The organism is Kyrpidia sp., assembly GCF_023512215.1.
In the GTDB taxonomy this organism is placed as follows: Bacteria; Bacillota; Bacilli; order Kyrpidiales; family Kyrpidiaceae; genus Kyrpidia; species Kyrpidia spormannii.
Window position 1 is genome coordinate 1 of record NZ_JAILZZ010000033.1, and the last position, 14,001, is coordinate 14,001.

At 56.7% G+C, this 14,001-nt stretch carries 6 protein-coding genes and 2 CRISPR repeat arrays (1 of these 8 only partly in view); all 6 genes read left to right on the forward strand.

What is annotated here, in order from left to right:
• Window positions 1–917: 917 nt before the first annotated feature.
• Window positions 918–1,326: direct repeats of the CRISPR family, unit length 37 nt; unit sequence GTAGATCCGCGGGATGACTCCGCGGCCCCATTGAAGC.
• Between the two features lie 250 nt (window positions 1,327–1,576).
• The 6 genes from K6T64_RS11425 (at window position 1,577) to csb2 (ending at window position 12,840) form a co-directional block, all read left to right on the forward strand.
• Window positions 1,577–2,605 carry a helix-turn-helix transcriptional regulator gene (locus K6T64_RS11425; RefSeq protein WP_288010255.1) on the forward strand — a complete coding sequence of 343 codons (1,029 nt, stop codon included), beginning with the start codon at window positions 1,577–1,579 and terminating at the stop codon, window positions 2,603–2,605.
• Between the two features lie 71 nt (window positions 2,606–2,676).
• Window positions 2,677–5,316, forward strand: coding sequence for a DEAD/DEAH box helicase (locus tag K6T64_RS11430; RefSeq protein WP_288010257.1), 2,640 nt, complete (start codon window positions 2,677–2,679; stop codon window positions 5,314–5,316).
• Between the two features lie 11 nt (window positions 5,317–5,327).
• Window positions 5,328–7,946 carry a type I-G CRISPR-associated helicase/endonuclease Cas3g gene (gene cas3g / locus K6T64_RS11435; RefSeq protein WP_288010259.1) on the forward strand — a complete coding sequence of 873 codons (2,619 nt, stop codon included), beginning with the start codon at window positions 5,328–5,330 and terminating at the stop codon, window positions 7,944–7,946.
• Window positions 7,943–10,180 carry a type I-G CRISPR-associated protein Cas8g1/Csx17 gene (gene cas8g1, locus K6T64_RS11440; RefSeq protein WP_288010261.1) on the forward strand — a complete coding sequence of 746 codons (2,238 nt, stop codon included), beginning with the start codon at window positions 7,943–7,945 and terminating at the stop codon, window positions 10,178–10,180. The genes cas3g and cas8g1 overlap by 4 nt, the downstream gene beginning before the upstream one ends.
• 48 nt (window positions 10,181–10,228) lie before the next feature.
• The gene (gene cas7g, locus K6T64_RS11445) at window positions 10,229–11,179 is read left to right on the forward strand and encodes a type I-G CRISPR-associated RAMP protein Csb1/Cas7g (protein ID WP_100668634.1); all 951 of its coding nucleotides are present in this window, start codon (window positions 10,229–10,231) and stop codon (window positions 11,177–11,179) included.
• A 32-nt stretch (window positions 11,180–11,211) separates the two neighbouring features.
• Window positions 11,212–12,840: a type I-G CRISPR-associated protein Csb2 gene (csb2, locus tag K6T64_RS11450; protein WP_288010263.1), complete on the forward strand. Its 1,629-nt coding sequence runs from the start codon at window positions 11,212–11,214 to the stop codon at window positions 12,838–12,840.
• Window positions 12,841–13,379: 539 nt separating this feature from the next.
• Window positions 13,380–14,001: a CRISPR direct-repeat array (repeat unit 37 nt; unit sequence GTAGATCCGCGGAGTGACTCCGCGGCCCCATTGAAGC) (it continues 520 nt past the right edge of the window).

Below are 14,001 nucleotides of genomic sequence, written 5' to 3' on the forward strand. Positions count from 1 at the left end.
ACTTCTGTGAACTGGGTTCTCTGTCCGGCATTCTTCGGGATTTTCGCCGGACCGGCCGGACGTCGGTGAGACGGGAGCAATGCACCCGTGAACCTCGGTCCCGAGGATGCGAGGGCGATCCCGTGTGGGACGGGACAAGTCATAGGGACAGTGCCATTGTTTCCTGCTCCGGCCTGCGCTCTTCACCCCAATTCCCCAGGATCCGGTCGATGTCCCGGTTGAGCTGGGGTTCGCGACAAAGGTCTTTGAAACCCACGCCGGGCAAGGTATCTCCGCGGGTTGACCCCGCGGCCCCATTGAAGCTCCATTTTTTGTATGTCGAACCGTACCAGCATTTCGTCGGGAACAGGTCTCGGACGGTTCCGTCATATCTTCCGAAAACCAATTCCGGGTCAAAAGACTACAGATGGATCGGTGTGCATCGCATGTTGGGGTAGGTTAAATCATTGGGGCAATGGCTTCCCAACAGGTGGTACAAGGCATTGTTGTCTGGAGAGTTCTCAATAAGTGACCGAATACCTGGTCTTTTCTGAATTGAAGTAGATCCAACGGTGTGTAAATGGAATATATGTTTTATTTTACCTATGAAGGGGATTATGATGTCCGGACGAATATGGGGAAGCGAAATTTGGGCAATGGGAAAAAGTACGGGGGAAGGCTTGAAGAGGCACATTTCTGGTGTTATAGGTGGATGGTGCAGGTCGCGACGGGGAGTTGTTCGAAGGGCCTGTAGTCCGTGCGCGAACCTGTAGTGACGGGGAATTTCCCGGGATGTTCGCGATCTGGATTTTTTGCCGGTTTGTCGGGAAAAGGAAGAAAGGGATATCAGACGCAAGTGCCTCGAGAGGCGCAATGCAGTCCAGGTTCGCGAAATAGGCCATTGAAATCCGCATCACACAAGGTATAATAAGCGAAGAGTAGATCCGCGGGATGACTCCGCGGCCCCATTGAAGCAACCCGTGGCCAGCCGATTTCGGATGCAATAGCAGCAGTGGTAGATCCGCGGGATGACTCCGCGGCCCCATTGAAGCGTGCCTTCCCGGTCTCCGAGGGGACGTCCCGCTCACCGTAGATCCGCGGGATGACTCCGCGGCCCCATTGAAGCGGTTGCTGTATGGAAAGAAAACGGACCTGGTTCTGGGTAGATCCGCGGGATGACTCCGCGGCCCCATTGAAGCGCCCAAGGCCGCCAGATGAGAAGCACCACGCCCCCGGCGTAGATCCGCGGGATGACTCCGCGGCCCCATTGAAGCTTTATTCCGCACGACGTGGCGAATGGATCCGTGGTTGTAGATCCGCGGAATGACTCCGCGGCCCCATTGAAGCCTCTATCCGGCTGCCCCGAGTGCCATGCTGGCCAGCGTAGTGGCTCTGCAGGCTGAGCCCACCGGCAGATTCCTGGTCACCACAGACCGTGTATCGCCCGCCCTGAGTCAAAATGACACTGCCGATCGTTCCTCTACCACCCGCGCACGCGACAACTTTCACGTCCATATGTGGAAGGTACCATGGTATAATGAATCCGTCTTGACGGTCCAAGCCCTGTAAGACCGACACGAATCAAGGCGGTGGGTGCATGTCTGCGTCTCAAACCGTTCGATTCGCAAGCCGACTCTTTGACTTGGTGAACCTGATCGTCACAAACCCCAAGCTGTACACAGCTCCTCGTCTGGCGGAACATTTTCATGTGTCCGTCCGAACAATCAGACGGGACATTCGCCTGATCGAAGACCTCGGCATCCGCGTTGAGTCGGAGCCGGGGGGAGGGTATTTTATCATGCGGGATTTGCAGCGAATCCCGGGGATTTTGACCGAAGATGAGCGAGCGGTTTTGGATATCATGCCCGCCCTCCTTTACGCCTCGCTCCCGCACGGCCGCGTTCATCCGCTGGTCGACACCTATCGGCGCGCCGTGGAAAAGCTTCTGCCAGAAAAATCTCTTCCCGCGCGTCAAGTCGCTGATGAATCCCTTTCGACTGAGGGGCGAATCATCGCGGACCTATCGAGATCCCCGCATCAGACAGACGATCGATTGCTGTTTAAAATTTTGTTCGCCATTCGGACATGTCGCATTCTCGAAATGGATTATGTCAAAATCGGTGCGTCTGCACCGGAAACCCGGATGGTGAACCCCTACTACCTCGTACCTTGGCACAATTCCCTATATCTTATCGGTTTTTGTCACCTTCGTCAGGCATTTCGCACCTTTAAAATCCTGCGGATTCGTCGTGCCAAATGTTTCGCGCAAACTTTTGAGCGGGATGCCCGTTTTTCTCTGGGTGAATTTTTAAAATCGGCTTGGGGGATCGATCAATCCGGCCCAAGAGTGGAGGTGCACGTGCGGTTTGCACCACTTGTGGCGCATTATGCCCAGGAGGATGTCCGCCGTCACTCCATTCTTCGGGAAGTGTACCTTGCGGACGGAAGTTACGAAGTGTGGTTTAGGGTGCATTGGAACTGGGAATTTTTAAGGTTCGTTCTCCAGTATGGCAGTGGGGTCGAAGTGCTCGAGCCTTTGGAGGTGCGGGATCAGGTTCGAGAGGAGATTTTGCGCATGAGCGGCTTGTACAAAAAAATTGATGAGGCTCCTCAAGGCGTGACATGATTTGACACCCCCGTCCTGTATGATGACGTTGCGAGCAAGTCCTAGGGCGTAATTTGGAGGAGGCGTCATTCATGTTTGCCTTCGGGGATTTTTATGAAGAGCGTGGATGGACCGTCGTCCATCAGTATGATCAGCCGGGGCGGTCACCCCAACGGTTCTCGACAGAGATTGTTGAGCTGTCGGAGGTCACACAAAAGTACGTGACGAAACAGTTCCCCAGTGGACTTTATCGCCATCAGATGGAAGCGGTTCGGCAGTTTACAAAGGGGGACCATGTATGCCTCAACACAGGCACCGCTTCAGGAAAAAGCGCGGCCTTTTATTGTAGCGGGATCGAGACACTGGCGAAGGAGCCGAAAGCCCGAATCCTCGCCATCTATCCGATGAAAGCTTTGGCCGCCGAACAGGAAGACCGGTGGAGAGAGGCCATTCGCCAATCGGGATTAACGGTCCAAGTCGGTCGCATCGACGGAAGTGTTTCCCGTTCGATGCGCAACCAACTGCTGACGGAGTGCAGGGTCGTGGTCGCGACCCCGGACGTGGTTCACGCGTGGTTTCTGTATAACCTGGCTGAATTGCCCATTCGGCGGTTTCTCTCGCACCTGAAGCTCGTCGTGGTGGACGAGGTTCACGCCTATACCGGCGTCTTTGGCTCGAATGCGGCCTTCCTTTTTCGACGGCTGGCTCATGCTTGCGACAGCTTGGGGACGCAGTATCAATACGTCTGCGCTTCGGCTACAATTCGGGATCCGGCGAACCATTTGCGCCAGTTGTTTGGGGAACCCTTTACCTTGATTGGTGAGAACTCAGATACTTCTCCGAGATATCCCGTCACCATTGAAATGGTGAGTCCCCCCAAAGACAACGATTTTTTGACAGAGACAACCGCGCTGCTCAAATATTTGAGCACGCAGTCCCGCGGACGTTTCATTGCGTTTGTCGACGGTCGCCGGCAAACCGAGATGATTACCTCGATTCTGGCGAGAAATGATACCGACGAGCCCATTGCAGATCCCGACCAGTTTATTCGGCCGTTGGAGCACCTGGACATTCTCCCCTACCGGGCCGGGTACGAAGAACAGGATCGATTGACGATTCAAAACCGCCTGTCCGGGGGTGGCGTTCGGGGGGTGGTGTGTACCAGTGCCTTAGAGCTGGGCATGGATCTTCCCCACCTTGATGTGGCGGTATTAATCGGCGTCCCCGCCTCGAACACCAATTTTATCCAACGCATGGGTCGCATCGGCCGCCATGGCCCGGGCCATGTCATCGTGGTGAATTCGTATGGGGTGTACGACCAGGCGGTGTTTCGCAATCCGGAGCTGCTTATGAATCGGCCATTAGCCGAAAGCGCGCTGTACCTTGAAAACCCGCGCATCCAATACATCCACGCCCTGTGCCTGGCCCGATTGGGAGGTGAGTACGATTCCGCGCTTCGACAGACCGACCCGGACCCCTCTAATTATGAACCTTCACAACAAGTCGAATGGCCGCCTGGATTCGTCGAATTGTGCAGGCAGGAACGCATGGGGCAGGTTCCCAAAGATCTTCAGCCGATGAAATCGGAAGCCGGAGATCAACCGAACACGACCTATCCTCTGAGGGACGTGGAGACGCAGTTCGAAGTGGAACTTGTCCAGGGCCCCCACCGTGAACGTTTGGGCTCTCTGTCCCATGCCCAGGTGTTGCGCGAGGCGTATCCGGGGGCCGTTTATTACTACGCGACACAGCCGTATCGCGTTTATCGCATCTTGACGAAAGAAAAGCGGATTCAAGTCCGGCGGGAGTCCCGGTATTTTACGTCCCCCATGCGAAGACCGACGATGGTTTTCCCGGGGCTGAGCGAGGATCAAGTTTATCAGGCTCTGTCTTTCGGCAGCCTCGTTGGGATCGAGGCAGATCTCCAGATCAACGAGACGGTGTACGGCGTCCGGGAAAGAAGGGGTTCCAAGGAGATGGAGCCGATTGAATATCCCTTTTCACCCGCTCACGGACTTGCGAATGTGTATTTTGACCGGGATCGTTTTAGTCGGACCTACTTTACGACGGGGGTGACGTTGTTTCACCCAGCCTTCGATGGCGACAAGGTAGAAATGGAAGCCTTGGCGCGTCTCGTCTACGAAGCGTTTTTGCTGGTCTTGCCTTTCGAACGCCGGGATCTGGGTTTTGCGGTGGACCGCCTTCGGCAAGATAATTTGCCCATGCAAAGGGGATCCCGTTTTATCTGCATCTATGACGAGACCTATGGAAGTCTTCGTTTGAGCGGGCGGATCCTGGAAGACGGTGTCCTCGTGAAGATGGGCCGGCACATGCAAAATCTCGCGGAAGCCTCTTTTGACGAACCGCTTCGCGATGAGACCTGGGAGGCGATGCTCCGATTGGTGGAAGACGCCCGGAACTCGGCTGTGCCCTATGGTTTCCTCCCATCTCCTCAATCTACTCCATCGAAAAATCAGCGGGTGAAGGTCATCCGGCCCGGAAGCGTAGGCCTGGCGGTCCGCAACAACAATGAGTGGTTTAAAGTCGAGAATGTTTTTTTCAGTCCCAGGTTTGGAACGATCGCCTACCGTGGCTCTTATCCCGAGCGTATGTCGTCAGAAGATGTCGCGATTACATGGCCCCAAGACGCGATCGTCGAAATTCCTGGAGTTACCGAATTCGCCGAGTATGATCTCGAAACGGGCGAAATTTTAGAATTGGATCGAGTGTGAGACGTAAGGGAATGAAGGAGGTTTTCGCTGCGGCGATGACAGACGCAGAACGATTCGCTCAACGTTTTGAGCAAGCAGTGGGATTTCCGCCATTGCCTTATCAAGTGCGCATGGCTTTGGCACCCGAATGGCCCGGTTTGGTCCGGGTGCCCACGGGCCTCGGAAAAACCGCGGCGGTCGTCCTGACCTGGTTGTGGAGACGGCGCTATGCTGACCCTAAAGTCCGACAATCCTGCCCCCGCCGATTGGTTTATTGCCTCCCCCTGCGGACGTTGGTCCAACAAGTGGTGGACAATGTGGCCCTTTGGCTATCCCGACTGAACGTGCCCGTATTCGGACATGTTGCCGCTGTGGGTTCACAGTTTTCTGAACGCGGATCAGATTCTGAGTTCAGCGAACCGGTCGGTGTGTACGTGATGATGGGCGGTGCGGTCGAACGGGATTGGGTGAGGTTGCCGGAGTACGATCAGATACTCATCGGAACCCAGGATCAATTATTATCCAGGGCATTGAACCGAGGTTATGGAGTCAGCCGAGGCCGCTGGCCGATGGATTTTGCTTTCCTGAACAACGATGTGTGGTGGGTCTATGATGAGGTTCAATTGATGGGTGGCGGCGGCATCTATACCACGGCCCAATTGGAGGCTTTTCGTCGCCGGTTCGGAACGTGTGGCTCGAATTACAGCACTTGGATGTCCGCGACCTTGGATCCCGAATGGCTGGACACGATCGACTTTGTACCCTATCGCAATGCCACCTGGTGGATTGATCTGGATGAGGACGATCTGACGCATCCCATCATCCAGCAACGGTACAGAGCTCGGAAGCTGTTGTATTGGTCAGATTTTTATCTGTCTTCCAGTGACGCGAGTCGGCCTAACGAATATGCGAAACGGGTGGCCGAACTTGCCCTTGGGAAGCATCGGGAAGGGGCGCTGACCCTTGTCATTTTGAATCGGGTGAACCGAGCTCAGGCTGTGTACCGACAGCTTCTCGCCATGAGTCCCAATGTTCCGATCCGGTTGGTGCACAGTCGGTTTCGTCCGGCGGATCGCCAGGATATCGGACGCGCGGTCATTGAGATGGAGTCTTCCGGAGGGATTGTCGTGGCCACCCAAGCCGTGGAGGCCGGGGTGGACCTATCCGCCCGTACTTTGATCAGCGAAATCGCGCCTTGGGCATCTCTAGTCCAGCGTTTTGGTCGATGCAACCGCCGCGGGGAGTTTCAAGAGGCGGATGTTTGGTTGCTTGATATGGAAGACGACCTTGACTGTGCTCAGCCCTATGCTGAGGAGGAGATCAAGGAAGCGAGGGCTCGGCTGCGCGAGCTCGAGGAAGTTGGTCAGGAGAGCCTGAAAACCTGGCGCATGCCCCCGCCTGAGGGGCAGGTTTTGCGACAAAGGGATGTGCTGGATCTGTTTGATACGACGCCGGATCTGGCGGGACTCGACCTTGATATCTCTCCTTATGTGCGGGATATATCGGACACGGATGTCCAGGTCTACTGGCGGTCGATTGGGGAAGGACCGCAACTATCGGACTGGCCGGCGAGACCCGAGGAAATTTGTAATGTCTCCATGTCTGCGATGCGGGACTATCTCACGGCGAAAAAAGAGAATCGAACGAGAAAGGACAGGGTTTGGACCTGGGATTGGTTAACCGGGACGTGGATGAGCTTCCGGGAGAGGAACCCCGTGCCTGGCAAGGTTTATTTGTTAGATGCGGCCCTCGGTGGTTATCGGAAGGACGTCGGGTTCGATCCTGGGGCATGGGAACCAGTTTCTATCGTTCCGTCCGGCGATGAGGAGACAAGAAGGGAGGAATTGTCCGACGCCGATGATCCGAATACCTATCAAGGTTCGTTTGTCTTGCTCGCCGACCATTTAAAACATGTGGGTGAAGCCGCGCAAAGCTTGATGGAAAAGTTTCAGGAGCAGATTCCGGAAGACTTGCGGCGGGCCGTGGTGGAGGCCGCCAATTGGCACGATATCGGCAAGGCGCACCCGGTTTTTCAAGAGCGGTTGTTGGCGGGACTCTCAAACGACCACCCATACCGAGCGTCTCTGTGGGCGAAATCCGGCAGGGGGCCGGAGTATCATGAACCACAAGCGCAGTCAAGCCAGGAAGACTCGCAGGAAAGGCTTGCCGGAATTGGCGGGGAAGAAGGGCCCCTCACCCTGCTGAAAGTTCCGGATCGAAAACATTTTCGTCACGAGCTGGCCTCGGCCTTGGCGTATCTGCAACTTCATGATCCGGAACGGCCGGATGTGACGCGAGACTTGGTCACCTATCTCATTGCTGCCCATCATGGTAAGGTGCGCATGTCGATTCGATCGTTGCCGGACGAGATTCCGCCAGCTGCGGATCCCAGGGAGCGTTGGTTGTTCGCCAGGGGTGTTTGGGATGGCGATTCGTTACCGGCGGTGATATTGCCCACCGGGGAGGTGTTGCCTCAGGTCACATTGCAGTTGGGATGGATGACGCTCGGTCGGGGTCCGTGGGGCGAAAGCTGGGTGGATCGGACCATGCACTTGTTAAAACAGTACGGACCTTTTCGCCTCGGTTTCCTCGAAGCGTTGGTCCGGGTGGCCGACTGGCGAGGCTCCGAGAGGGAGGGGAAGCGGGTATGATTCAGTTCACTGGCACGGCCCCTCGACCGTTATCTCATTATTTGAAGGCGATGGGGGTTTTGCGGCTTCTCGTGGAACAGGCGGATCCACATGCCCGGGGATGGTGGGAAGACGAGACGTTTTGCGTCGAAACCTCTCTCTCCTCATCAGATGTAGAAATGTTTCTTTTAACCCAATATCGCCCCACGCCCCTGGTGACCCCATGGAATGGCGGGAGCGGCTTCTTTGGTCGCGACGAAGCGCTACATGCCATTGAAACGTCTGAAACTGATCGACTGAGTGCGTACCGGGCCACGATTGAAGAGGCACGCAGGATCCTCCAGGCGTTCGGATTGGAAAAAAAGCCGGACAACAAGGACAAGCGCCCATTGGTTCAAGCTTGTCGGAACCGTTTTCCGGATGAGGCGATTGCATGGCTGGACGCTTCTGTGGTGCTCACCACTGGAGATCTGGGATTCCCCCCACTTGCCGGAACCGGGGGGAATGACGGGAATCTGGAGTTCTCGAATAATTTTATGCAGCGAATCTTGAACGTGATGTCTCCCGTCAGCGGTGATCCGACCCCGATGGCGGCCACGTGGCTCCGGGCGGCGCTGTGGGGAGAGCCGACGTCCGGCCTCATGAAGGGAGCAATTGGCCAGTTTTCTCCAGGAGAGGCCGGTGGGCCGAATGCTCGCAGCGGGTTTTCGGGAAATTCTCTTGTGAACCCATGGGATTTCATCCTGATGCTCGAGGGCGCCCTCTTGTTCGCTTCGGCGGCGACCAAGCGTTTGGAACGACAGTCAGCTTCGGTGGTGGCGGCCCCGTTTACCGTCTACCCGACGGCGGTGGGACACGGTTCTACGGCGGATTCTGACAACTCCCGGGTGGCTCGGGCTGAAATGTGGTTGCCAATGTGGTCTCAGCCAGTGTCCTTAAGGGAACTGCAATATGTGTTTCGGGAAGGCCGGGCACAACTGGCGGGCAATCGGTCCCGGCGCGTCGCGAAAAATGGCGTCGATTTTGCTCGGGCCTGTGCGACTTTGGCCGTTGATCGCGGGATCGACAGCTTTCAGCGCTACTCTTTCCTCAAGCGATATGGGAAGGCCTATCTGGCAGTACCTTTGAACCGTTTTGTGGTTCAAAGGCGACCCTATGCGGAATTGTTGTCCGAAGCGGACAACTGGATCGAACTATTCTCTCGGGTAGAGAATACCTCTCACGCCTTTCAATCCGCCCTGCGAAAGATTCGGGAGGCTGAGTTCCTGTACTGCCAATACGGTGGGAGCCGGCGTATGCAGGAACTGTTGATCGCCCTGGGGCGGGCGGAGAAGCTGCTGAGCCAAGTGACGAGCGCCCGTGAAAAAGTGCCGCCACTCACACTGCGCAATCCGGCTTGGTGGGAGGCTGCCGACGACGGCTCGTGGGCTTTTCAAGCAGCGCGCGGTTTTGTTTCGACCTTACCGGGCACAGCGGGATCGATTCGCTCCTTTTTGTCCCCGGTGGAACCGGACCAGCCAGGTCGTTGGAGTGTGGAATCGAGTCCGCCTCGGGTGGTCTGGAAGTCAACCGATTTGGCGACGAACCTGGCGGCGGTGCTCCGACGACGCTTTTTGGAGGCTGAGCGGGCTGAGGTCGACAGAGGCGATAGGCGGGGGATCGTGCGACTGGAGTCGGTGGACAAGCCCACGGCGGGCCTCCGTCCGGTGCCGGTGTGGATCGTGGTGCGACTGCTCCATGAGACCAACAGCGACAGGCGAATCGCTGACTTGATCTGGGGTTTGTTGCCCTTGAGTCAGAGTGCACGCCCGGGAGGTGTTTTCGATCGAAGCGTGCGGCGAGAAGAGTCAAAGTACGCAGTGCCTTGGGTATACATCCTGGCCCGACTGATTACGGCACCGGAGGCGCAGATACAGCGCATTTTTCCGGGAGTTGCCCCGGTGCCGGTACCCAACCAGTTTCTCGCCTCCCTTGCGGCCGGCGATCTGGACCGGGCGGAGAGAATGGCTGAACACCGGCTTCGGGGGAGTGGATTCTCGAGCCCATTTTTCCAAAAAGGTGTTTCACCCTGGCTCAGCCGCAGCTCGGTGGCTGACCGCCGGCGAATGGGCACACGTATTGTCGCAATGTTGGCCTTACCCGTTGCGGATCGGGATCTGAGAACCCTGGCACACATGGCTGCGCTCGCCACAGACGTCGGGGCGCAAGAAGCGGTTGAACATGGGCCACCTTTTGCCGATGAACCTACCCGGTAAAGGATGGTCGCGCGGTCGTCATTGTGACGGAGAGAGGAGAATGAAGTCATGGATCTTGATTTCTCGATGCTGAAGAGTCAACCGAGGCTGCTGCTGGAGGCGGAATTGAGGCCGATACAAGGAACGAGATTTCAGCCGACGGGATTCCCGGATTTGGGAGCGGCTCAGTACGAAGGGCCAAACGGAGAATCATTGCTGCTGGTGGAATCGGCACAAAGCATGGCCAACCGGTTGGAGATCGTGTGCTGGGACGAACAGGCCCAGGATTGGGTGGAACCTTTGCGGGGGCTGCCCATGATCAAGGTGGTTAAACCGAATGGAGAGATGTTGACCAACTCCTTGCTGGAATCCCATCGGCTCAATTCCCCCTATATATTGGAAGGAAAAGATACGTCCGTGTTGGCGCTTCTCAAAGAAGAATTGAACAGTATGGAAGAGGGACCTGTGAATCTGCGCAGGCTGGCGGAAGTGGTTTTTCGCTATGACACGAATGCGCTGCTCCACGGCGTATTCTTGGCGAAGTCGGAACTCGCCGGCGGTCGGTTGCGGTTGCCCCGGGTGTTGTCGGCCTTTATTGAGGCGGAAGGCGTCAAAGTGGCCCAAAATGGCGGGGTGAAAAATGACCGGGTGAATCCGAGTGGCGACACGCGCAAAGGATTTGGCAATGTTCCCTTTTACCGGGAGGAATATACGGCGCAACGGATCGTGGCGTATTTTAATTTGGACCTGTCCCAGATCCGGTCTTTTGGCATTCCCGACCCCGGGGAAGAATTTCTGATTTCGTTTGCCCTGTACAAAATCCGGCGCTTCTTGGACGTGGGGTTGCGATTGAGGACGGCCTGCGATCTGGAATGTGTGAGCATCCGAGCGACTCGTCCCGAGGATTGGCCCATTCCGGAAGAGGAGGACTTGGTTCGGGTGATTCCTGGTCAGATCCGTCAACTGCGGGACAAAGGTCTGCTGGGAGAATCACTCACGGTCGAGTATCGGCCTAAGTAAGCACGCGGAAATGAATCTGGGGGGTTCGGGCAGTGGATCACGAGTGGGCTGTCGCATTTCGGTTTCCCGGTGGGCGATACCACGCTAACCCTTGGGGCCGCCATGTCAATGAAGGGGACGTGGAGTGGCCCCCGTCTCCGTGGAGGGTGTTGCGGGCGCTTATGGCAACATGGTTCCACAAGGGTCCGGTCATCCGGGAGGATTTATTATATGGGGAAGACGGCGATGGACAAGGCCGCCTGGAGGCGGACCAAGTTTTTGATTCGTTGGTGGTCAAATTGGCTTCGGTGTTGCCGGTGTATTATTTGCCCAAGGCGAGTCGGGGACACACTCGACACTATATGCCTGGGCCGGGTCATGACAAATCCCTCGTTTTTGATGGGTTCGTTCGCCTCAACCCCGAAGACCGGGTGGTGATGGCCTGGCCGGGACTGGCGTTCGCCGACGAAGAGCGTCTCCTGTTGGATCGTATTTTGCGGCATATGACGTATCTGGGTCGCACTGAGAGTTGGGTGGAGGCGCGGCTGGTGGAATGGACGGGGATCCCCAACTGCTATCCGATTGAGCGGGAGAGCGTATACGGTTCGACTGCGGAGGACATGGAGCCGGTGGCGGTTATGGCGGTGCAGAGTGAAGATCAGTTTCTCGCGTGGCGGGATGGGGTACGAGAGGGTTCCAGGATCGGAGGGGGGAACACCCGGCGAGGCCGGAGAGGGCCGAAGATTCCCGTGACAATCGTCGAAGCCCTGGCCGTCGATACCTCCGACCTGGAGCGAGAGGGTTGGAATCAGCCACCCGGATCTCGCCGTGTCATCTATCTTCGCCCCTACGGGTGTTTCGAAGCAAAAATTGACAATCGCGGTGGGGGAGACGAGGGCAGAGGCGCCTTTCACATCGCGCGTTTTGCGTTGGCCGGAACTCCCTTGCCGAGCCGATTTAATGCCGTTACGGTGGCGGAGTTGTTCCGCCGAGCCTTGTTAAGCCGTCTGGACAAACAAGCTCCCCGGACGATCACCGGGCGGGACGAGCACCAACGCGTCCTCGCCGACAGTCATAACCATGCGTTCTTTCTCCCGGAAGACGCGGATAGGGATGGCCGGGTGGACCATCTTTTGCTGTACAGTGCGGAACCATTTACTGAACCGTTAATTCGTGTGTTGCAATCTTTGAGGAAACTATATACCGGGGAACAAGAGTGGCGGGTGTTCTTGGAAGGGCTGGGATCGAGGTTGGACCAGGCCGTGGCGAAAGGAATGGAGTCTTCCTTGCTCGGTCCGGCCCGGGTTTGGGAATCGGTGACCCCTTATCTTCACCCGTGGTTCCAGAAAAAGGGCGGGAAATTCGGCAGGGAGGAGCAACTGAGGAAAGAGATTCGCCTTCGGGGGCTGCCGGAACCAGTGTTGATTGAATGGAGGCCCTTCGTGCGCGTGGGGGACCGGGCGGCCTCTGTGCTTCAGTTCCGGCGTTTTCGAAGCAAAGGAAGTTCCCAAAGCCAACCGGATCGTCACGGAGGGTTCTACCATATCGAGTTCCCGGAACCAGTTCCGGGCCCCCTTGCTTTCGGATATGGGTGTCATTATGGACTCGGTTTATTCGCGCCGGTGGCGGCATCGTGGTCCCAACCGAAGGTTCAGGGAAAGAGCGAAGGTACTCGGATGTAGGTCCCGCAAAGGTGGGGTGGTGGGAGGAGTTGCTTGGCGGTAGCCAATTTAAGGTAGGCCAAATAGCTGGGGCAGTGGTGTCCACCACAGGTGTGAGAGGGCACTCGGGTGTGAGGAGGTTGCAGTGAGGGACCAAGCCTCTTTACTTCTCCGGGCTGTGGGGGAGCCAGTCGACTTTACACGGCATGGGGGAGTGGTTATGGCGGTATGTCTCGGGGAGTGTAAGGCTGCGGCGAATATGAGCAAGCAGATGTTCAGGGAAATAGTGCTTATGGGAGAAGGGTGAGGAGCCGATTCCGGTGCTGTCACTGGATGGCGCCGGTGTCGGCGGGGACTGTTTGCGGGCATCTCTGGCTGCTTGCGCGAACCTGTAGTGATGGAGAATTTCCCAGGGGGTTCGCGATCCGGATTTTTTGCCGGTGTGGCGGGGAAAAAGGGAAAAAGGTGTGAGATGGAATGCCTTCGCGGAGTACCATGCAACTGAGGTTCGCGAAAAAGGCCATTGAAATCCGCACCACACAAGGTATAATAAGCGAGGAGTAGATCCGCGGAGTGACTCCGTGGCCCCATTGAAGTGATAACAGCACCCGTCGCAGGCCTACTATTTTTCCTGGTAGATCCGCGGAGTGACTCCGCGGCCCCATTGAAGTTCACTGTGGAAGGTATTGATATTGTTTTTGAGTTTACGTAGATCCGCGGAGTGACTCCGCGGCCCCATTGAAGTCCAATCTCACACCAGGGGCTAAATATACTATCAGTAGATCCGCGGAGTGACTCCGCGGCCCCATTGAAGCAAAATTGCTGAGCGGGATAGGAAGGATGGCGAAATCGTAGATCCGCGGAGTGACTCCGCGGCCCCATTGAAGCGGTTAATTCATCACTTAGATCTTTGGTCGCTTTAGTAGATCCGCGGAGTGACTCCGCGGCCCCATTGAAGCCAGAGCCACAGGAGCACGCCAATCATAATCACAAAGTAGATCCGCGGAGTGACTCCGCGGCCCCATTGAAGCATAAAATTGTCTGACCTCCCAGGCACTCAGGATTGGTAGATCCGCGGAGTGACTCCGCGGCCCCATTGAAGCCTGCCCGTGTCCAGGGTGAATAGCTTCGTGGCCCCGGCGTAGATCCGCGGAGTGACTCCGCGGCCCCATTGAAGCATAT

What these genes read in the sequence shown, in the direction of transcription:
- cas8g1 (WP_288010261.1), top strand. Translation starts at nt 7,943, where the DNA reads ATGATTCAGTTCACTGGCACGGCCCCTCGACCGTTATCTCATTATTTG.
- cas7g (WP_100668634.1), top strand. Translation starts at nt 10,229, where the DNA reads ATGGATCTTGATTTCTCGATGCTGAAGAGTCAACCGAGGCTGCTGCTG.
- K6T64_RS11425 (WP_288010255.1), top strand. Translation starts at nt 1,577, where the DNA reads ATGTCTGCGTCTCAAACCGTTCGATTCGCAAGCCGACTCTTTGACTTG.
- cas3g (WP_288010259.1), top strand. Translation starts at nt 5,328, where the DNA reads ATGAAGGAGGTTTTCGCTGCGGCGATGACAGACGCAGAACGATTCGCT.
- K6T64_RS11430 (WP_288010257.1), top strand. Translation starts at nt 2,677, where the DNA reads ATGTTTGCCTTCGGGGATTTTTATGAAGAGCGTGGATGGACCGTCGTC.